At 60.4% G+C, this 20953-nt stretch carries 18 protein-coding genes; 11 read left to right on the top strand and 7 right to left on the bottom strand.

What is annotated here, in order from left to right; all coding sequences use genetic code 11:
• Positions 1–81: 81 nt before the first annotated feature.
• The 6 genes from ACWPM9_RS14940 to ACWPM9_RS14915 form a co-directional block, all read right to left on the bottom strand.
• Complete coding sequence (locus ACWPM9_RS14940; RefSeq protein ID WP_484755637.1) at positions 82–1113, bottom strand: glycoside hydrolase family 25 protein; 1032 nt, start codon at positions 1111–1113, stop codon at positions 82–84.
• Positions 1114–1395: 282 nt separating this feature from the next.
• Positions 1396–3714 carry a xanthine dehydrogenase family protein molybdopterin-binding subunit gene (locus tag ACWPM9_RS14935; RefSeq protein WP_484755636.1) on the bottom strand — a complete coding sequence of 773 codons (2319 nt, stop codon included), beginning with the start codon at positions 3712–3714 and terminating at the stop codon, positions 1396–1398.
• On the bottom strand, positions 3707–4180 hold the full coding sequence (locus ACWPM9_RS14930; RefSeq protein WP_428185398.1) for a (2Fe-2S)-binding protein: 474 nt from the start codon (positions 4178–4180) through the stop codon (positions 3707–3709). Before ACWPM9_RS14930 ends, ACWPM9_RS14935 begins: the two co-directional genes overlap by 8 nt.
• A gap of 13 nt (positions 4181–4193) precedes the next feature.
• Positions 4194–5498 carry a cytochrome c gene (locus tag ACWPM9_RS14925; protein ID WP_484755635.1) on the bottom strand — a complete coding sequence of 435 codons (1305 nt, stop codon included), beginning with the start codon at positions 5496–5498 and terminating at the stop codon, positions 4194–4196.
• Between the two features lie 210 nt (positions 5499–5708).
• Positions 5709–6209 (bottom strand): chemotaxis protein CheW, encoded by a 501-nt coding sequence (locus tag ACWPM9_RS14920; protein WP_484755634.1) that lies wholly within the window; start codon positions 6207–6209, stop codon positions 5709–5711.
• 147 nt (positions 6210–6356) lie between these two features.
• Positions 6357–7376, bottom strand: coding sequence for an LLM class flavin-dependent oxidoreductase (locus tag ACWPM9_RS14915; protein WP_484755633.1), 1020 nt, complete (start codon positions 7374–7376; stop codon positions 6357–6359).
• A 306-nt stretch (positions 7377–7682) separates the two neighbouring features.
• On the opposite strand from ACWPM9_RS14915, the gene ACWPM9_RS14910 reads away from it, so the two are divergent.
• The 7 genes from ACWPM9_RS14910 (at position 7683) to ACWPM9_RS14880 (ending at position 17040) form a co-directional block, all read left to right on the top strand.
• A complete protein-coding gene (locus tag ACWPM9_RS14910; protein WP_484755632.1) occupies positions 7683–8621 on the top strand; it encodes a FecR family protein in 939 nt (312 codons plus the stop codon).
• A 51-nt stretch (positions 8622–8672) separates the two neighbouring features.
• Positions 8673–11456 carry an EAL domain-containing protein gene (locus ACWPM9_RS14905; RefSeq protein WP_484755631.1) on the top strand — a complete coding sequence of 928 codons (2784 nt, stop codon included), beginning with the start codon at positions 8673–8675 and terminating at the stop codon, positions 11454–11456.
• A 129-nt stretch (positions 11457–11585) separates the two neighbouring features.
• On the top strand, positions 11586–14120 hold the full coding sequence (locus ACWPM9_RS14900; protein ID WP_484755630.1) for a heavy metal translocating P-type ATPase: 2535 nt from the start codon (positions 11586–11588) through the stop codon (positions 14118–14120).
• Positions 14117–14551 carry a Cu(I)-responsive transcriptional regulator gene (gene cueR, locus ACWPM9_RS14895; protein ID WP_484755629.1) on the top strand — a complete coding sequence of 145 codons (435 nt, stop codon included), beginning with the start codon at positions 14117–14119 and terminating at the stop codon, positions 14549–14551. The genes ACWPM9_RS14900 and cueR overlap by 4 nt, the downstream gene beginning before the upstream one ends.
• Positions 14552–14671: 120 nt before the next feature.
• Positions 14672–14878: a heavy-metal-associated domain-containing protein gene (locus tag ACWPM9_RS14890; protein ID WP_484755628.1), complete on the top strand. Its 207-nt coding sequence runs from the start codon at positions 14672–14674 to the stop codon at positions 14876–14878.
• A 528-nt stretch (positions 14879–15406) separates the two neighbouring features.
• Positions 15407–16042, top strand: coding sequence for a hypothetical protein (locus ACWPM9_RS14885; protein ID WP_484755627.1), 636 nt, complete (start codon positions 15407–15409; stop codon positions 16040–16042).
• A gap of 572 nt (positions 16043–16614) precedes the next feature.
• Positions 16615–17040 (top strand): hypothetical protein, encoded by a 426-nt coding sequence (locus tag ACWPM9_RS14880; protein ID WP_484755626.1) that lies wholly within the window; start codon positions 16615–16617, stop codon positions 17038–17040.
• A gap of 149 nt (positions 17041–17189) precedes the next feature.
• Here the strand turns inward: ACWPM9_RS14880 and ACWPM9_RS14875 are convergent, their stop codons facing one another.
• Positions 17190–17579, bottom strand: coding sequence for a hypothetical protein (locus ACWPM9_RS14875; protein WP_484755625.1), 390 nt, complete (start codon positions 17577–17579; stop codon positions 17190–17192).
• Positions 17580–17692: 113 nt separating this feature from the next.
• Between ACWPM9_RS14875 and ACWPM9_RS14870 the strand changes: the two genes are divergently transcribed.
• The 4 genes from ACWPM9_RS14870 to ACWPM9_RS14855 all read left to right on the top strand — a co-directional run bounded on the left by ACWPM9_RS14870 (position 17693) and on the right by ACWPM9_RS14855 (position 20945).
• Entirely contained in the window at positions 17693–17857 is a 165-nt protein-coding gene (locus ACWPM9_RS14870; RefSeq protein ID WP_484755624.1) for a hypothetical protein, read from the top strand.
• Positions 17858–18061: 204 nt separating this feature from the next.
• Entirely contained in the window at positions 18062–18622 is a 561-nt protein-coding gene (locus ACWPM9_RS14865; protein WP_484755623.1) for a hypothetical protein, read from the top strand.
• A gap of 288 nt (positions 18623–18910) precedes the next feature.
• Positions 18911–19516, top strand: coding sequence for a hypothetical protein (locus ACWPM9_RS14860; protein WP_428185382.1), 606 nt, complete (start codon positions 18911–18913; stop codon positions 19514–19516).
• On the top strand, positions 19428–20945 hold the full coding sequence (locus tag ACWPM9_RS14855; protein ID WP_484755622.1) for a DNA-packaging protein: 1518 nt from the start codon (positions 19428–19430) through the stop codon (positions 20943–20945). Before ACWPM9_RS14860 ends, ACWPM9_RS14855 begins: the two co-directional genes overlap by 89 nt.
• The last annotated feature ends 8 nt before the right edge of the window (positions 20946–20953 follow it).

Below are 20953 nucleotides of genomic sequence, written 5' to 3'. Positions count from 1 at the left end.
GGGCAAGCCCGCATATCGTTAACGCCCGATATCCTCATCGCCAGACCGGGGCGGACGCGAGTGCGGATGCGGCAGAAACACTCAGGCGCCGTCCGAGAGCCAGCGGTGCCAGTCGTCCACGCTGCCGTTGAAGACATTGAGGTCGATGCGTTCGTCGACGCCCTGCGACAGGCCGGAACCGGAATATTGCCACAGCACCCAGCGCCGGTCGGGATAGACCTTGGAGGGGTGGGCCGCCACCGAGCGCAGCCAGAAGGGGTGGCTCTTGAACGCCCCCTGGAGATTGTCGGCGTAGAAATCGGGCGAGGTGTAGATCACCGGACGCTTGCCGTAATGGCGCTCCAGCCGGTCCATGAACACCCGCATCTTTTCCAGAACCGTGGCGCGGTCCGGCCGCTTCTTGCAGCTCGACTGGTGGTTCCATTCCACATCGATTACCGGCGGCAGGGCATTGGCCTCGCGCGGCACGTTCTGAATGAACCAGTCGGCCTGCGAGCTTGCCGTGCGGCACCAGTAGAAGAAATGATAGGCCCCGTGGCGCACGCCGGCGTCCTTGGCGCCGCGCCAGTTGGTCTTGAACATCGGATCGAGATGATCGCCGCCATCGGTGGCCTTGATATAGACGAAATTGGCACCCTGGCGGCGCAGCGTATGCCAGTCGATATCGCCCTGCCAGCGCGATACATCGACCCCGTGCACGGCAAGCTTGGAGGGCGACTTCTTGCCGAAATTGATCGGCTTGGCATCGCTGAAACGCTGGCTGTAGACCCTGGGCCGGCCAAGCGAGCGACCCTCGGGCCGCTCCAGCGGAACGGCAATCGCGCCCGGTGCGATCGCAGCCTCGAACACCTGGACATCCGCCCCCGAGCCGGCAAAGGCAAGCTCGGTTGGATGCGGTGCGTCTTCGACCGATGGGCTCTCATCGCTTGCCGCAAGCCGCTCGCCTGTCTGCAAAGTCCCGGCAACCGGTGCCGAGGGAATGGGGGCGGACGGCGAAATAGACCCGGTGGTCTCCCTGGACGTGACGGAAAGCACCGATTCCGGACCGGCGCTGGAGGTGCAGCCGGACAGGAACACAAGGGCTATAACAGCCGTGATGACAGAAGAACGCATCGTTTCCCTAACGCAGTACAGGCCGCACCCCGACGGGCCGCCGGTCAGCGCGGAAAAGGAAATTCCTAACAAGACATTACCGGTAAAAGATAAATAGAATTTTAACGAAGGCAGAAAGGGCCGCTCGTTCGCCTCCCCGATGCAGGGGGGGGAGGGAGGGAAAGAAATGCCGGGGCAGACCGCCAGTTCGCTGATCTGAAACGGCTCCCCGACCGCCACGGACCGGCCACAAAAAAGCCCCCGCCAGCGAAAACCGGCGGGGGCTTGGCTGTCTGTGTCTAATCACGCCTTCAGCGCAGCGACAATGGCATCCGGGGTGATCGGCAGGTGGCGCATTCTGACGCCGACGGCCTCGAAGATGGCGTTGCCGATGGCGGGCGCAATTGGCGTGGTGCCGGGTTCGCCAAGTCCGACGGGGGCTTCCTTGCTATCGACCAGTTCGACGGTCAGGTCAGGCGTGTCGATCATGCGAAGCGGGGTATAGGCGTCCAGATTGCGATCGCGCACATTGCCGTCTTCGAATTCGGTGCCTTCGTAAAGCGCCATCGAAAGGCCCCAGAGCGCAGCACCCTCGCACTGCGCCTTTGCACCATCCGGATCGACCGCAATGCCGCAATCCACCACGAGCCAGATCTTCTGCACATCCACATGGCCGGTCTCGCGGTCCACATGCAGCTTGACGGCGGCCGCCACCCAGGTGGGCATGGATCGCGACTGGCCGTAGGTGGTGGCAATGCCGATGGCGGTATCGGCCTCGAGCTCGGTCTTGCCATAGCCGGAAAGCTCGGCCACCCGCGACAATACATTCGCCTGACGCGATGCGCCGCCAACGGCAACTGGCGCGGAGCCGGCATTGCGGCCTTCCGCTTTCAGGTGATCGAGACGAAATTGCACCGGGTCCTTGCCCGCTTGCAGTGCGGCCTCATGCATGAAGCTTTCCAGACCCCAGTTGACCCAGCCGGGTGAAACCGAACGCAGCCAGCCGGGCCGGAATGTGGCTTCGGCCAGATCGTTGGAAATGATGCGCGCGCGCTGGGCACCCACGTCATACCAGTGATCGGCACCGTCGCTGGCGAAAGGATCGTAAGGCTCGCCATTGACACCCTTGGGCATGAAGCCCGGGATCATGACCTTGGTTGGCCAGCCCGATGCCCAGGCGGAATCCATGGCGATCACAGTCTTGTTCTCGTCATAGGCCATCCGCAGCTTTTGCACCGAGGGCGAACGTGGGCTGTCGAAGATGGCGTCGTCCGGTCTGGTCATCACCATCTTGACCGGCTTGCCACCCAGCGCCTTGGAGGCCAGCGCCACCGGCACGGCATAATCGCCATTGAGCCTGCGGCCAAAGCCACCGCCCAGAAGATAGGTGCGCATGACCACGCCGTTTTCATCGACGCCCAGTGCCTTTTGCAACCAGGGCAGAACGAGCGACTGCCACTGGTTGCCTGTATGGATTTCCCAGATGCCGTCTTCATTCTGGAAAGCCAGAGCATTGAGCGGTTCCAGCTGGAAATGCAGCACCGTGGAGGTGGTATATTCCGATTCCAGCGTCTCGGCGGCTTTGGCAAAGACCGGATCGACATCGTGGTTGCCGGTGTCGAGCAGCGAACCGACACTCTCATCGGCAATCAGCTTGCGGGCATGGTCCTGGATCTCGGCCTCGCTCACCTTGGCGGTCTTGCCGACGCTCCATTCCACCTTGATTTTGTCGGCAGCCTTTTGCGCTGCCCAATGGCTGTCGGCAATCACCATGGCCCAGCCCTGCGTGGTGCCGGAGGGATCGTCGATCTTGATGGTCTGGCTATAGCCCTTGACCGATTTTGCATCGCTGTCGTCGATGCTGGTGATTTCGGAGCCATAGCGGGTCGGCGGCATGATCGGCATGGCATGCACCATGCCATCGACCTTGGCATCGATGCCGAAGATTGCCTGACCGGTGGTCTTGCCGGCAATGTCGAGTGCCTTGACCTGTTTGCCGACCATGGTCAGTTCGGACACCGGCTTGAGTGGCAGGGCCTTCAGCTCGTCCTCGCTGAACGAACGGCTGATGCCGTCGCCCACCAGTTCGCCAAAGCCTGCCGTCTTGCCGCCACCGGAGACAATGCCGTTGGAGACAGTGATCTCGGAGACGTCGATGCCCCACATCTGCGCTGCCTTTTCGCTGAGCGCCACACGCCCGGCGGCACCCGCCTGACGGTAGATCGGCCAGCTCTGCGACACCGACCAACTGCCGCCGGTGACCATCAGGCCCCATTTGGCAGCGGAATCGACGTGGTCGATATGCACATCGTCCCAGTTGGCACCGAGCTCGTCGGCCAGGATGCGGGCAATCGCGGTGCCGACATGCTGGCCCATTTCGGCGCGGATGATGTTGACATTGACGCGGCCTTCGCTGTCGATCCAGTACCAGATCGCCGGCTCATAGCGCGCTCCAACGGCCTCGATGGGGGAGCCGTCGGCAGCCTCCGGGTTCATCGCGGCAGCGCCCATGCGGGGAAAGCCGAACAGTGCGCCGGTTGCGCACATGGACACCAGGAAGCCACGGCGGCTGAGCTCGACGCCGTCGCGCTTGCGAAGGGCAACTCTTGGATCATCAGCCATTGGACATGTCTCCTCTCATGGCCGCTGCGGCTTCGCGCACGGCGGCGCGAATGCGCACATAGGTCATGCAACGACAGAGATTGCCGGTCATCACGGCATCGATATCGTCGTCGCTGGGGTCGGGAATATCCTTCAGGAAGGCCGCCGCCTGCATGATCTGGCCGGACTGGCAGTAACCGCATTGCGGCACAGCCAGATCGCGCCAGACCTGCTGGATCGGGTGATTGCCGTTTTCGTCCAGTCCCTCGATCGTGGTGATCTCGGTGCCGGCGACATCCTGAACGGCAGTGATGCAGGAGCGTGTTGCCCGTCCCCCCACATGCACGGTGCAGGCACCGCACATGCCGATGCCGCAGCCGAATTTGGTGCCGGTCAGTCCGGCCTCGTCACGGATGACCCACAAAAGCGGTGTATCCGGCTCGGCCTCGACCTGCACTTGACGTCCGTTGATTGTGAACTCGATCATGGTCATGTCCTTGTCAGTGGGTCTCGGCCTGGGCACGGATATCGGCGACCTTCTTTGGAAGGTCGTTCCATGCGGGCAGATCGGCGCGCTTGTCGCGCAGGTAAGCGGCAATCGCCGCCACTTCGTCATCGGAAAGTGCCGTTCGGAAGGCCGGCATCACAACACCCTTTGTGCCGTTTTCCGCGCTCACGCCATCCAGCATGACATGGATCAGGTTGTCGGGCTGGTCGAGACGCGTTGCCGAATTGATGGCGAGATCGGGACGCCCTTCCTGCACGCTTTCGGCATTGTAATGGCAGGCGGCACAGGCGGTGGCATAGAGCCGCTCGCCCAGATCCTTGCGATAGGTCGGGTCGGGACGACCGGCCTCCAGGCTTGCCTTGACCACCGGATTGTCAGCCGGATCGGTATCCGGGTTTCCAGCCACATCGGCGAGATAGGTGCCGATGGCTTTGAGGTCGCTGTCCGGCAGTTCGCGCAGACCCGCATGGACGACCGGACCCATGGGACCGGCAGCAATGCCGTGATAGGTTCCGGCACCGGTTTCAAGGTATTTCGTATATTCGGATGCGGTCCAGCGGACGGCGGATGGATTGGCCGAGGTCAGCGCTGGCGCAATCCAGTTGTCGATGGCAGCACCGGCATATTGCTCGCTTGCGATTTCCGCGCCAACGGCATTGCGTGGCGTGTGGCAGGCGCCGCAATGGGCAATTCCTTCGGCGAGATAGGCGCCGCGGTTCCATTCATCCGACTTCGCCGTATCCGGCTCATAGCGTCCGAAATCGACAAACAGCAGCTTCCAGCCAGCCTGCAGGAAGCGGATATTGAGCGGGAAGGGTATGCTGTTCTCCTTGGTCGCCTCGTTGACCGGCTTCACCTCGCTCATCAGATAGGCATAGATCGCGTCGACATCGTCGTCGCCCATCTTGGTGAAGTGATCGTAGGGGAAGGCCGGGAAGAGATGGGAACCGTTGCGGTCCACACCCTCATGCATGGAGCGGCGGAAGGCCTCCGGCGACCAGCTGCCGATACCGGTATCGGCATCGGGTGTAATATTGGATGCGTAGATCGTGCCAAAACCGGTCGCGATAGGGTAATTTCCGGCAAAGGGTTCACCACCCTTTGCCGTATGACAGTTGGCACAATAGCCGGCTGCCGTCAGCACGCGCCCCTTTTCGATCGTGGCAGCGTCGAAGCTCGGGCGCTCGCTGGCACTCATGGCGGGTATGGCGCCGTGATAGGCATAGATGCCGAAGCCGGCAACGGCGACGACCCCTACGGCGACAACGGTCAGGAAGACGGATTTTATGGATGGCAAGGATCTGGTCCCCAGCTTGCTATGAAATAACGTAATCATAGAAGGATAGAGCAGATGGGGAGTGTATCAATACGTCCTAAAAAAGATATTTATTAAACCGTTGCGCGCGGACAACTGCGAGTGAGTGTTTCAACGGTAAAAAGCCGGCCTCGCGACCAGCTCTTGACCATTCATTGGAAGGGATATGCGAAGCCTGCGTTTGGAACGGCCTTAGAATTCCTGCCAGCCGGCGTCTCCGCCACCGCCACCGCCGCCGGACAGGGAGATGGTGGAGGAAAACAGTTCTTCCAGATTGAGGAAGCAGATCATCGCGCCTTGATGCGACAGGATGCCTTCGGCGAATTTGGCCGACTGGATCGCGGTCTGCGGCACCGGCTGCAGGCTTTCGGCCGGCACGGTCAGGATATCCGACACGCCTTCGACCAGCAGGCCGAGCGTCATGTTGTTGACATCGGTGACGATGATGGCGCTGCGCTCCGACGCGACGGTGCCGGCCATGCCGAGCTTGACCGCCAGATCGATGATCGGGATCACGGTTCCGCGCAGATTGACCACGCCCAGCACCTCGTAAGGCGCATGGGGGAGCGGGGTCACGGGCGTCCATCCGCGAATTTCCCGGATCGAGCGGGTCTTCACGCAGAACGACTGATCGTTGAGCTTGAAGGCGATAAGCTCCAGTGAATCGGATGTGGTGGCCAGTTTTACGTTCACGCAAGGATCCCCGCGACAATGATGAGCAACCCTCGCGTTTTACCGATCAAAGCTGGCGCAAGGCTTATGCAAGCAAAGGCTGAAAAACCGTCGCAAGCCCTCTCGCGGTTGCGACGGTGACCGTGCGGTGGCCAGAGCCTTCCTCGCCTAGCGCCAGCCCAGGGCCGGTGCCACATGCTTCAGGATCGATTCGATCACATGGGCATTGTAATCGACGCCCAGCTGGTTGGGCACGGTCAGAAGCAGCGTATCGGCTTCGGCAATCGCCTCGTCCTTGCGCAATTCCTCGATCAGCCTGTCCGGTTCGGCGGCATAGGAGCGACCGAAGATGGCGCGGGTATTGGCGTCGAGATAACCGATCGAATCCTGATCCTTGCTGCGACCGAAATAGGCAAAGTCACGCTCGTCGGTCAGCGCAAAGATGCTGCGGCTGACGGAGACGCGCGGCGTGCGGCTGTGGCCGGCCTCTGCAAAGGCTTCGCGATAGGCGCGGATCTGCTTGGCCTGCTGGATATGGAAGGCTTCGCCCGTTTCATCGTCCTTCAGCGTCGAGGATTGCAGATTCATGCCGAGCTTGGCGGCCCACACGGCCGTGGCATTGGAGCCGGCACCCCACCAGATGCGATCGCGCAGTCCGTCCGAATACGGTTCCAGTCTCAGCAGGCCCGGAGGATTGGGGAACATCGGGTTCGGATTGGGCCTGGCAAAGCCTTCACCCTTCAGCGCCTCGAAAAAGACTTGCGCATGGCGGCGGCCCATATCGGCATCGCTTTCGCCCTCATTTGGCTGATAGCCGAAATGTCGCCAGCCTTCGATCACCTGTTCCGGTGAGCCGCGCGAGATGCCAAGCTGCAACCGGCCTTTGGAGATGAGGTCGGCAGCGCTTGCGTCTTCCACCATGTAGAGCGGGTTTTCATAGCGCATGTCGATGACGCCGGTGCCGATCTCGATTTTGCTGGTACGTGCGCCAACGGCTGCCAGAAGCGGAAAGGGCGAGGCAAGCTGGCGGGCGAAATGGTGCACGCGGAAATAGGCCCCGTCGGCGCCCAGTTCTTCGGCGGCAACGGCCAGATCGATCGATTGCAAAAGCGTGTCGCCAGCCGAGCGCGTGCCGGATTGCGGGGAGGGCGTCCAATGCCCGAACGACAGAAATCCAATATTTTTCATCAGGTCTCACCCATGTGGGAGGAAAAGAAGGTGACGGCAAAGCAACCGCCGTCTGTTGGGCACAATGTAGAAAGCACCACGCGCCGTTCCAAGCCATGAGATTGTGAACACTGCGTGTCCTTCAGCTGCGGCACGGCAAAGGCGCAAGCGGCCCATCGGCACCGGGCGGAGGAGGAAATATATTCGTATGCGTCTTATTTGCCGGAAACCCCTGACAAACGGCAGGACATCTACAAGTTTCCGCTCTTGAGAAAGGCGATGTTAATACGCCTGTGCCTAATTTAGCGCTGAATTCGGGGATTTGACATGTTGAGTGCGTTCAGGGCGATTTGTATTGCTGTTTTGATGCTGGTACCCGCTATAGCAGTGGCCGGCGGAAATGACTGGGTTGTGGCCAAAGCCACCAGCCAGGTCACCTATTCTCTGGACACAGAGACCTGGACGCCGTTGAAAAGCGGTGAAGTGGTGCCGAATGCGGCGTGGATTTCCACCGGTTCGCGCGGCCGTGTGCAGCTTGTGCGTGGCGTGGAAACCATCGCGTTTCAGCCCAATACCCGCGCTGCCATCGTCACCAAGGGCTTCTTCATTTTCCGCAAGACCGTGGTCACCCAGCAGAAAGGCACGCTCGATCTGGAAATCGAAAAGCGTATCTTGCCGCATACCACGGTGCAGACCCCGCATCTGGCCGCCGTGGTCAAGGGCACGATCTTTCATGTTGCGGTCGGTCGAACCACGGCATCCGTGTCCGTGGATCGCGGTCTGGTCCAGGTTACCTCGTTTGCCAGTCGCCAGCGCGCCAATGTCGGTGCAGGCCAAAGGGCAAGCGTGAATGTCAGGCGCGGCATGTCCGTTGCTGCCCAAGGTGCCGCATCGGCACCCAGCGTGAAAACCGTGTCGGCTGCCGCCGCCGGTCGTGCGGTCGTTAGCACGGATGCCATCGAACAGCTCTCCAGCACCACCTCGACATCTTCCTCGCAAGCTGCAGCCGCCAGCTCCAGCTCCAGCGCCAAGGCAGGCAATGTCAATGAAAACGCCAGCGCCAAGGCATCCTCGGCCAAATCCGGCAACAATGGAAAATCGGCGTCGTCCAGTTCATCGGCAAATTCTGGACAGTCGAACAAGTCCGGCAGTGCCGGCAACAGCGGCAATAGCAATAGCAATAGCAATAGCAGCAGCAGCAACGGCAACAGCGGCAAGGGCAATAACGGCAGGGGTCATGCGCATGGCCATTACAAGAAGAGATAAGTCCGTCATGGCACGTGAACTGCAATGCGGCGGGCATGGTCCCCACCGCGCATGAAGAAGACCGGTGGGCAGAGAGTGGGCACGCATATCGTGAGGATCGCATTGATCCTTTGCGTGTTGCTGATGCCGGTTCTCGGGGCGAACACACGCCTTATCCATCAGATCGATGACGAACTGATTGCCCTGCGGTTTCAGGCTGCACCGCGTGCGGCCTCCGGCAGCATGGTCTTCATTGCCATCGACAAGAAAAGCCTCGACGATATCGGCGTCTGGCCCTGGCCGCGCAGCGTCTATGCCAGTGTCATCGACAAATTGACCGCTGCCGGCGCTGCCGATCTCTTCATCGATGTCGATTTCAGCACGCCATCGTCACCGAGCGAGGACAAACGGCTTGCAAAGGCATTGGCCGATGCCGGCGGTTCCGTGATCCTGCCGGTCTTTCGCCAACTGAAAACAGCCGATGCCGCCTCTGACACGGTCCTCACACGGCCCGTCGCAGAACTGGCGGACAATGCCTGGCTTGCCTTTGCCAATGTGATTGCCGACCCCGATGGCGCGGTGCGGTCCTTCCTGGTGGGCGGTGATGTCGACGGGACCCCCACCCAGTCCGCACCGGTGGTGCTTGCCCGCAGCGATCGGGTGACGGGACCCCTTCCGATCGACTTTTCCATCGATCCGGCGACCGTGCCGACCTACTCGCTGTCGTCCGTCCTGGATGGAAGCGTCGGCGCAAACGAAATCAATGGACGTGCCGTCGTCGTCGGCGCCTATGCCACCGAACTGAAAGATATCTTTCCGGTGCCGGTCTATGGGCTGATGCCTGGACCGATGCTGCATATCATCGCGGCGGAGACCCTGTTGCAGGGCCGGTTGCTCGAGCCCGCACCGCAATTGCAGATCGACCTGTTCCTGGCTGCGATCATTGCCGCGATGGTTCTTCTGTTGCGCAAGCGCCGCCTTGTTCCCGTGATGGCGGTGTCTGTCGTCCTCTTCGTGGTCGGCGAAGCCGGTGCCTATCTGTTGCAGCGTGACAACGACGTGCTGCTCCACACCACCACCTGGTGGACCATGCTGGGCCTCGGCCTGTTCATGCTGATGAATGAGAAAGTCGACTTTGCCGCGCTGTTGCTAGACATCGCCAAGTCCGAGCACCGCAACACCCGCCGTTTGCTGAAACGGATTGTCACCGACAGCACGGACGGGGTGATTGCCTTCGACAACGGGATGCGGGTGATCGAGGAAAGCAAGTCTGTCAGGCCGCTATTGGGTCTGGCACCGGCCAATGGTCGCGGCGTGCCGCTCGATCTGTTTTTGCCCGTGGCGCTGATGACCCCGGTCGCGGGGCTGGTCAGCCGCTACGCTGTGAACCCCGGAAAAGTCCATTCGCTGACGGTCGACTTTGCCCTCCCGCAATTGGAGCAGGCCCGGCATCTGGAGGCGACGATTACGGTCTCGCCGATCGAAACGAAGAATGACGACGGTATCGAAAGCGACAAGGGCTTTGTCGGATGCCTGATCATTCGCGATGTCACCGCGCATCAACTCTATCAGGACAGGCTGGAGCGGCTGTCGCGTTATGACGACCTGACCGGTTTGTTGAACGGCCGCGAGTTTATCCGTCGCCTCGATGACGTGACAGAGCCCTGCCATGTCGCGGTGCTCGATCTTCATCGCTTCGCCAATGTCAATTCAGCGCTCGGTCGCGATCGCGGTGACCAGCTGCTGAAGGCGGTCGCTGCAAGGCTCGAGCGCGATGCCGTCGACGGGCTGGTGGGACGTTTGGGCGGCGATGTGTTCTGTCTGGCCCTGCCCATGCGCGACGGTTTCAATGAGGCGCAGTTCGCCGAGCGGCTTCTGGATGTTTTCAAACGGCCATTCGAGCTTGGCGGTTCCAGATTGCAGGCGGCCGTCCGGCTCGGCCTTTGCGCCCGTATCAGCAACGAGATCGATGCGGCACGCTCCATTGCCTGTTGCGAGCATGCGCTGCACGATGCCAAGGGCGAAACAGGATCGGCCTGGCGGACCTATGACACCGCATCCGCTGACCGGCGAAACCGCGCCCGCCAGCTGGAACGGGAATTGCACCCGGCTTTCGAAAGAGGCGAATTTTATCTGCTGTACCAGCCGCAGGTAGACCTGAAGAGCGCGGTCATGACCGGTGCCGAAGCGCTGATCCGGTGGCAGAACCGTGAACTTGGCCCCATCTCGCCGGTCGATTTCATCGAGATTGCCGAGGCCAACGGCTTCATCTGCGAACTGGGCGAATGGGTGCTGAACGAAGCCTGCCGCGAGGCCGCCCGCTGGCCGGATGCCCTGACGATTGCGGTCAATGTATCGCCTGTACAGATTCAAAAGGGCGATTTTTTCCGCACTGTCGTGGCGGCGCTTCAGGCAAGCGGGCTTGCCCCGCAACGGCTGCATCTGGAAATCACCGAGACGGCTTTCATCGACGGCCGGGAACGCATTGTCGAGACGGTGACTGCGCTGCGCGAACTCGGCGTCACCATCGCGCTGGACGATTTCGGCACCGGCTATTCGTCGCTGAGCTATGTCGCGGGCTTTCCGCTCGACAAGCTGAAGATCGACCAGTCATTCGTGCGCAAGATCGTGTCCGATCAGACGAGCCTGACCATCGTCCAGACCATCATGTCGATGAGCAATGGTCTCGGTCTCAAGGTTGTGGCGGAAGGCATCGAAACCCGCGACGAATGGCACCTGCTGAGGCTTGCCGGCTGCCAGCAGGGGCAGGGCTATTTCTTTGGCAAGCCGCAATCGGCAGCGGATCTTCTGGCGCTCTATCAAACGCCGACATGGGATATGGCTGAAGCCTCCTGATCGACACCCCGTAAGAGCCGGACCGGATCGTCGGGCAGCGGCTGCCCTTCGGGCGTATTCCGTTTTCAGGCCTGCCCCTTGACCTTCCCATGATGGGAAGCTCCATCTACTGTGCATGAGGTGCACAAGATGACTGATCAAGCAAAGCCAACATCCGAGTTCCAGCCGATCACCTTGCCGGTGACGGGCATGAGCTGTGCGTCCTGCGTACGCCGCGTCGAGCAGGCCGCCGGCAATGTGGATGGCGTATCGGCCAGCGCGGTGAATTATGCCGGCGAGACATTGACGGTGACGCCGGGTGAGGGGTTTTCAGCCAAGGCCCTGATCGCCGCGGTCGAACAGGCCGGCTATGCAGTGAAGCCGGAGACGGTGGAACTGGAGATCGACGGCATGACCTGCGCCTCCTGCGTGGCGCGGGTGGAAAAGGCGCTGGCCGCTCTGCCCTCCGTCGCCGCCGCATCGGTGAACCTTGCCAATAATATCGCAACCGTATCGGCGATCGGCGGCAAGGATCAGGTACCGGCGCTGATCGAGGCGGTGAAAAAGGCCGGCTATGACGCCAGGGCGAAATCGGCAGGCACAGGCGAAAGCCGCGAGGAAAAGCGCGCCGAGGAGATCCGTGGCCTGGCACGCGATTTCTGGGCAGCGCTTGTGCTGACGATCCCCGTCTTCATCATGGAAATGGGCGGTCATATCTATCCGCCATTCCATCATTGGCTAATCGGCATGGTGCCCGCATTCTGGCTGAACGTGAGCCAGGCGGTGCTGGCCACGGTTGTGCTGGCCGGACCGGGCCGGCGCTTCTTTGTCATTGGCGTGCCGGCGCTCTTGCGCGGCGGGCCGGAGATGAATTCGCTGGTCGCCCTGGGGGCGGGGGCTGCCTACCTCTATTCGCTGGTGGCCACTTTTGCGCCGGGTATTTTGCCGCCCGAGGCGCGTCACGTCTATTACGAGGCAGCCGTGGTGATCGTGACCCTGATCCTGCTCGGCCGCCTGTTTGAGGCACGTGCCAAGGGCCGCACCGGCGAGGCGATTGCCAAATTGTCTGCCCTTGCGCCGAAGACGGCGCGGGTGGAGCGCGACGGAGCGGTCCGGGACGTGGCCGTGGATGATGTGGCGGTCGGCGATATCGTGCTGATCCGTCCGGGTGAGCGTCTGCCGGTGGATGGAACCGTGGTCGACGGCCATTCCCACGTGGACGAGGCGATGATTTCGGGCGAGCCGGTGCCGGTGGAGAAAACCGAAGGTGCCGGGGTGATCGGCGGCACGATCAACGGCAATGGCACGTTCCGCTACCGCGTCGACAAGGTTGGCGCCGACATGATGTTGTCGCAGATCATCCGCATGGTCGGGGAAGCGCAAGGGGCAAAGCTGCCGATCCAGGCCACCATCGACAAGGTGACCGGCTGGTTTGTGCCGGCGGTGATGGCAGCATCGGCGCTGACCTTCGCGGTCTGGCTGTGGCTGGGGCCGGAGCCATCGCTTTCCTATGCGCTGGTCAATGCGGTGGCGGTGCTGATCATTGCCTGCCCCTGCGCCATGGGACTGGCGACACCGGTGTCGATCATGGTGGGCACCGGCCGTGCCGCCGAACTGGGAGTTCTGTTTCGAAAAGGCGAGGCCATGCAGCGGCTCTTTGAGATCGACACGATCGTACTGGACAAGACCGGGACGCTGACCAAGGGCAAACCGGAGCTGACCGATATTCTGACCGCACGGGGCCTGGACGAGGCCGGCTGCCTGATGCTGGCGGCAAGCGTGGAAGCGCGCTCGGAACACCCGCTGGGCGAGGCGGTGGTGCGGGCAGCCGAGGCCCGCGCCCTCACGCTGCTCAAGGCCGAGGGGCTGGAAGCGGTGACCGGCTACGGCATTGCCGCCACCGTGGATGGCCGCCGGGTGGAGATCGGCGCGAGGCGCTATATGGACAAGCTCGGTTATGGCGAAAGCGTCGATATCGCCACGGACAAGCGCGCCGAAACGCTGGATGCTGCTGTCGATCGCCTGGCCTCTGAGGGCAAGACGACGGTGTTTCTGGCGATTGACGGAAAAGTGGCAGCCGTTCTCGCCATTGCGGATCCCTTGAAGGCCGACAGCGTTGATGCCGTTGAGGCTTTGAAACGTCTGGGACTGACGGTGGTGATGGCAACCGGTGACAATCTGAAAACCGCCAATGCGATTGCAGGCCTTGCCGGCATCGACACGGTGGCAGCCGACCTGTTGCCCGAGGGCAAGGTGGAGGCCATCAAGGCGATGAAGGCCAGGGGCCGGACGGTGGCCTTTGTCGGCGACGGCATGAACGATGCGCCGGCACTGGCGGCAGCCGATACCGGCATTGCCATCGGCACGGGCACGGATGTGGCGATCGAGAGCGCCGATACGGTTCTCTCAAGCGGCGATCTGGCCGGCGCCGTCCATGCCGTCGAGATCGGCCGGGCGGTGATGCGCAATATCAGGCAAAACCTTTTCTGGGCCTTCGGCTACAATATCTTGCTTATCCCGGTTGCGGCTGGCTTTTTGTATCCCGCCTATGGCGTGCTGTTGTCACCGATGATCGGGGCCGGCGCCATGGGATTATCCAGCGTGTTTGTCGTGACCAATGCACTGAGACTGAAGCGAGCCGGCGTGAGCTCCATCGGGGGATCGACACAGGAGAAGTCTGCATGAATATCGGGCAAGCGGCAGAGGCATCGGGAATCTCGGCCAAGATGATCCGCTATTATGAGGAAATCGGCCTGGTGCGCCCGGCGCATCGCACCGATTCCAATTACCGCATCTATGGCACCGACGAGGTGAACCGGCTGCGCTTCGTCAAGCGCTCGCGCATGCTGGGTTTTTCGCTGGCCGAGACCGAGCAGCTGCTGAAACTGTGGGATGACAAGGACCGGGCGAGCGTGGAAGTGAAGGCGCTGGCGACGGCCCATATCCGCGAGATGGAAGACAAGATCGCCGCCATGCAGGACATGGTGACCCAGCTGAAGGATCTGGCGGATTGCTGCCAGGGCAATAATCGCCCGCATTGCCCCATCCTGGCCGAGCTGGGTGGGGGCGAAGACAGTGGCCGGCAGGCGAAGCCGAAGACGAGGCAGCAGGCGTGATGGCTGAAGCCACGCCTGGCCTGCGACACGGTGTCCTGTCTACCGGCAATGGCTTGACCTTCCAGCAAAGGCAAGGCGCATGACTGCGCCAAGCTTTGCCAATTCAAAAAGAACGGACCGATGAGCGAAAAGACGATCTTTCATGTCGAAGACATGAGCTGTGGCCATTGCGAAAAGACCATTCGCCAGGCCTTGAGCAAGGCCCTGCCGGACGCCGCCGTCGACGTGGATCTTACCGGCCAGACCGTAAGCGTTGCCTGCGATGCCGCCATGGCAAGGGCGGCGATTGCCGGAGCCGGCTATACGCCCGTGGCGGCAAGACACTGACTTGAGGACAGGTTCCGGATCCCATCGCCGCGAAGCAGATAGTGCCGTGCGGATCGGCCGGCAGGCCGGTTTGGTTGTATACTACCTGAATTACCTGGCAAGATCTTGCGAAGATCGTTTGAAAACAATGCTGTCTTGCACGCCGGATTAACGCTAGGGTTGCATCGATCGAGCGGGGGTGATTCGATGCGGCCAACCATGCTGCGCGATGATTTGGGCGTGGTCGTTACAAATTAGGAAGTTAATCCTGCTTTTGTTTGTGGCAAAAGTGACCGATTCGCCTATTTAGGCTTTGACAAGAAGGCAATTACGTCACGGAACTAGGGAAGTTCCTATAGTTGAAAAACAGACGATAGTGTAGTGCGAGGTAGAGGTTACGCAGCAGATGCTCGACGCTGGCGTGACCAAACTACTCGGACTCATCGATACGATATCAATTGAGTATGCGCTCCATAGCACTTATTCTTTCATGGAGCGGGTGCGGATATGTGAAATTGCCGCCCCATGGCGCTACATTGGGGGCAGGACGTGGACGACGTTCTCAAGGAGATGTGGCAGATCAGAGATGACTGTCATTCAAAGGCAACATGGCTCTCATCGGAGCACTCTGTTCCAGAGCACGAGCCGCCGGTTGGCGGACTAGGTATGTGCTATAATTGGACTACATTTACCTTAGAGCAACTCGATTGGTACAATAATCTTTGGGGTGAGATTATCCGTCCAGTAGGCCCGGCACTTGAAAAATCACGTGAAGAGAACGCTCAGCGGGTGATTTCTGCTGGTAAATCTCTGTTTATATTCTGTCTGTCTAGTATTGAATTTTCGGTGAAGGAGGCTACCAAGCGCCATCCTTCAGTTCTACAGGTGGATTTCAGTAGACGCCAGTATTTAACAGGGTTGATGGGTAAATCGCACGGGGTCGGCCTTATCGATAGAGTCGCAAAGGTGCGTTGGGATTGCCTTTCCAAGGTGCGGAATGCGCTTGTGCATAACAACGGGATAGCGGATGAGAACCTAAACGTAGCGTTTCCGTGCGGGACTAACGTGACCATGGTCGATGGGTTAATGATGCAAGTCAACCTGAAGACGCTGCCGAAACTAGTTCGCTGGTCAGTCGTTGCGTACGCGGATTGGTGTGATGCTTTTCTGAGGAGATCGGTCTGAAATGTCCGGTGACGACACCGAGTCAACGCGAAATGTTGAGAAGCGCCGCGACGACGCATAATTCTGCCCCCTCTCGACCCCACCGAAGCCTAAACAGGAATCGGCTAAGGGGAAATCCAAGCCGTAAAAGGAGAAGCCGGCCAAGTAGGTTATTTGCCGAACGGATAGCGCTTTTTCCAAACTCGCGCCTGATATACAAGGTTCGTATGGATGGTAGGGTAGTATCGGGATTTACGTTCGCGTCGGCCAAATCCTTCTACGGGTAAGCAAGAAATGTTTGTCCCGACCAGCTAATCCATATTGGCAATCCTTACAAATCAGCGATGCCGCCATGGCAAGGGCGGCGATTGCCGGAGCCGGCTATACGCCCGTGGCAGCAAGACACTGACTTGAGGACAGGTTCCGGATCCCATCGCCGCGAAGCAGATAGTGCCGTGCGGATCGGCCGGCAGGCCGGTTTGGTTGTATACTACCTGAATTATCTGGCAAGATCTTGCGAAGATCATTTGAAAACAATGCTGTTTTGCATGCCGGATTAACGCTAGGGTTGCATCGATCGAGGGGGTGATTCGATGCGGCCAACCATGCTGATAACACTCGGACTGTGGACGGTGAGTGCCGGTGCCTCCTGGGGCGATGACGGCAATCTGTTCTTCTACGAAAAGACGATCTCCAGCATGGCGCAATGCCATGACGTCTATACCGCCCACACGCCGGACTGGAAGAGCCGCGAGAATTTCGTCCGCCGCGCCCTGCCGGGCGGTCGCGAACTGATTTCCCAATGCGTGCCCGACGGGGTGAGCGAACTCTATTGCGACCCCGGCTCCAAGCTCTCGGTGGTCTCGATCCTCGTCGACGAAACCGTCCCCGCCTGCCACGACATCACACCCCGGCTGACCGTGCGCGAGGTGGAGGCACTGCATCTGCTGCGGCCGGACAAACCAAAGCAGGATGCAGCGATGCGTCCGGATGATTTGGGCGTGGTGACGGCGCGGTAGGGGGATGGTCTGGGGTTGCCGTTCGTAGGGCGCGCGATAGATTAGCGACACCGAACGCGCCGAAGGATTGCTTCGTAACGTTCGCGACAAGCGCCTTACCGATCGGCGGATTGGTGAGACCGGCAATGCCTGAGCAGAAGTCAGGGCACCTATTTTGGAATAGAGGGAAACACCCCAAAAAGGGTTTGGATCTGCCCTTGAAAGGTAATGAAGGCACCGATTAACACGATTGTAGCAATAACTACTGTGTTTATATAGCCCTTAGACGGCAGATGGCTGACATTGACTTCTAGTCGCTCAAACCGCTCACGCACGTTTTTAAGATCAGGCTTGATAGAAGATACATCTTCGCGGATCGTGTCCGTGTATGCTTCTATTTTTGACACCCTAGCTCTGAGTTCGTCCATTCCATCACCTCCGCCTCCGCCGCTAGTTATGGGGCCGGTTTCGGCAAATCCACTGTTGCCAAGTCTCTCCATAAACGCATCACTGACGTTAGATTTCTCATAATCATTTTTATCAGGAATTGAGGCATTCATGTCTACTCGTTCCTGTTTTGAATTGCACTGGCAATTAAGGAACTCATAAGAGACCGGACATAATTCAACGCTTCAAGATTATTCCTTTTAGATGTATCCATAAGAACATTAGCATGATCAATATTGCCGTTACTGTAGGCGATCAACGCTTCTTGGATAGAACCCAAAGAGGAGATAACCCCATTAATGGAGAAAAACAAATTATCGATATCGGCTTTGGTAAGTCTGATTTCAACGTCATCATCGGGAGAAAATTTCGTCCACTGCTCTATAAGTGATCTGGGGATCGTATGAATGACAGGCAGCGGTGGAGCATCTTCTCTCATTCGGCAATTGAACTATAAAATCACTTATTGCGCGAGTCTTTTTTGTTTTTATCGCTAGCCGTGTCTTCTGATTTTCTCGTATCAACCGGGGTTTTCAGCGTGCGCCTGTAAACCTCGCAGCCTTTCCTGTCGTAAATGTTTTTATCGGAACCAGGCATGGATAAGAAATTCCGCAATCTCGATTTCGACCCGAGGAATATCCCAAAGGATTACCTAGAGGCTATTGGCCTTGCTTGCGCATGTTACGCACAAACGGAAGATAACGTCCAAATCGCGATTGCCGGTCTCCTAGGAGTAGATGGAGAAATTGGATGGGCCGTTACCACGCACATGGCGGCACCTCTCCGAGAGAGCGTACTGAAATCTCTGACGGATATCCAATTTGATGATCTAGAAGACATTGCAGAGTTTGACCGTCTGTTGGACGACGTGGGAGAGGCGGCGAAAAGGCGCAACAAGATCGCACATAACCTTTGGTGCATCGATGAAAAGACAGGTGAGGTATTTCAAGTCCGGACCAACGCAAGGTCACGCGTCAGCGTCGACGTGAAACCCATACCCCTCGAATCAATCAGAGCCGACGCCAAATTTATTTACGACGCGGGAATAGAACTTCTGCGCTTTCTCATTGCCAAAAATCTTGTGCCTGCGCTCCCATCTGCTAACCGCGTTCGATACGATAAAAGAAACGCAATCAAGGCGAAGCGCGGTGCCTAGCGCCTGTAGATATTCTCGTTTGATCTCTCATCTTCCTCCGTCCGACCTGTCATGCCGACGAACCATGTCATTTCTCCTTTGTACGCCACGAACACAAAATAGGAAAATAATCCTTGACGGCGTGACGGTGGTTTGGTAGGGTTCAGGCATCGTCAAAGAAATGTGTCCGGGTGGCCTTTCGGGGCTGATACCGGCAGGCTGTTTTGGCTTTTGCGAGCGCCCTTTTGACGGGGTGCGGTTGATGGCGCTGCCTGTGGGTGGCGCTTTTTTCGTTGAGCGGAGTGCGTGATGAGCGATCCGGATCCTTTCGATCCGGGGCGGGTGGACCTTGCATTGTTCGGGCCGTGGCCCGTGCAGGCGCAAGAGGTGTCGCTTGCGCCGGATGTTTCGCTGTTCGAGGCGCTGGAAATCAAGTCGGTGGCGACGCGCAGCGAGCGCGACGCGCTGGTGGTGCTTTTGAACGACCTGACCGCGGAAATGCGCGACCAGTTTGACCTGCACCGGCAATTGCGGGCGGCAGCGCAGGGCTGGCTGTCGGCCGAAGGACAGGCGGGCGGCGAGCCGGATGGGACAGCGGCCAAGGCAGCGCGCGGCGACCTGAAGGCGGTGACCGATGCCATGCAGGCGATCGTGCGCACGCTGGAAAAGATCGACGCCTTGCAGCGGCAACTGGCACGAGACCGCGCCGAGGCTGCGGAGCTTGGCGAGGAGGAAAGCGATGCCGATATCCGCGCCCGGATCGAGGCTCTTATCGACGCCAGAGCGCGGGAACGCGCAAGGCTCTGGCTGGCCGCTTCCCCCGGCGATGGTGGCGGGCTTCTGGCCGGTGGCGCAAGGCACGGTGTGGCTGGTGGTGCCGACGCGGCTGGAGAGGCGACAGCCGCGACGGTGTGAGGCGGTTGAGGGCAGCGACGGCGCGCTTGCCGATGAAGGCGAGGGTGTCGGTGACTGTCTCTCTGAGGTCGAGCCTGTCCCTCATCCGCCTGCCGACGCAGCCTCCCCTGAGGCGGGGAACTGGAACGGGACGCCGGCGCTGAACGCGGCGTCGTCGGACGGGGCGGCGGGACTGGCGCTTTTCGGCGAGCCGGTGTCGCGGGCGGCAGCGCTGCGGATCGGGTCGGACTGGCGCTTGCTGGGGCGGGCAGACCAGATGGCGCCGACAGGCGCCTGGCGGCAATGGCTGCTGATGGGCGGTCGCGGATCGGGCAAGACGCGGGCCGGTGCGGAATGGGTGCATTCTCTGGCAAGCCGGGCCGAGCGCTCCGACCTGCGGATCGCGCTGGTGGCGGAGACCCTGGGCGATGCCCGCGAGGTGATGCTGGACGGTTTGTCCGGTATCTGCCGGGTGGCGCGCTGGCGTCGCCCCGAGGTGGAGATTTCGCGGCGACGGCTGGTCTGGCCCAATGGCGCGGTGGCACAGCTGTTTTCATCCGAAGATCCCGAAAGCCTGCGCGGTCCGCAATTTCACTTCGCCTGGTGCGATGAACTGGCCAAATGGAAATATGCCGAAGAGACCTTCGACATGCTGCAATTCGGATTGCGGCTGGGCGAGGCGCCGCGCCTGCTGGCCACCACCACGCCGCGCCCGGTGCCGCTGGTCAAACGGCTGATGGCCGATGCCGCGACCGTGGTGACACGGATTTCGACGCGCTCCAACAGCGACCACCTCTCCCCGGATTTTATTGCCGCCATGGAGGCCCGCTATGCCGGATCGCGGCTCGGACGCCAGGAGCTGGACGGCGAACTGATCGAGGATCGCGAGGACGCCCTGTGGCGGCGCGACCGGCTGGAGGCGCTGGTGGTGAAGGCCCATGGCCCGTTGCAGCGGATCGTGATCGGCGTCGACCCGCCCTCCGGCACCGGCGCCTTGTCCTGCTGCGGGATCGTGGCGGCGGGGCTGGAGGAAAGCGGGCGAGCCGTGGTGCTTGCCGATGGTTCGGTATCGGGCCGCAGCCCCGCCGGCTGGGCGGGGGCCGTGGCACGGCTTTATCATCGCTTCGAGGCCGATCGTGTCATTGCCGAGGTCAACCAGGGCGGGGCCATGGTGGCCGAAGTGCTGCGCAGCGTGGAGGCCGGACTGCCGGTGACAATGGTAAGGGCGATGCGCGGCAAGTTCCTGCGCGCCGAACCGGTGGCAGCCCTCTACGAGCAGGCAAGGGTGGTCCATGCCGGACGGTTTGCCGATCTGGAAGACCAGATGTGCGACTTCGGCCCCGACGGATTATCCTCCGGCCGTTCGCCCGACCGGCTGGACGCACTGGTCTGGGCGCTGACGGCGCTGATGCTGGATCGCGGTGGCGAGCCGCGGGTGAGGGGGATGTGAAGGCGGCC

This window comes from Agrobacterium sp. H141 (assembly GCF_057158725.1).
The sequence above is the reverse complement of the archived record's forward strand: the minus strand, read 5'-3'. Positions and strand labels throughout refer to the sequence as shown.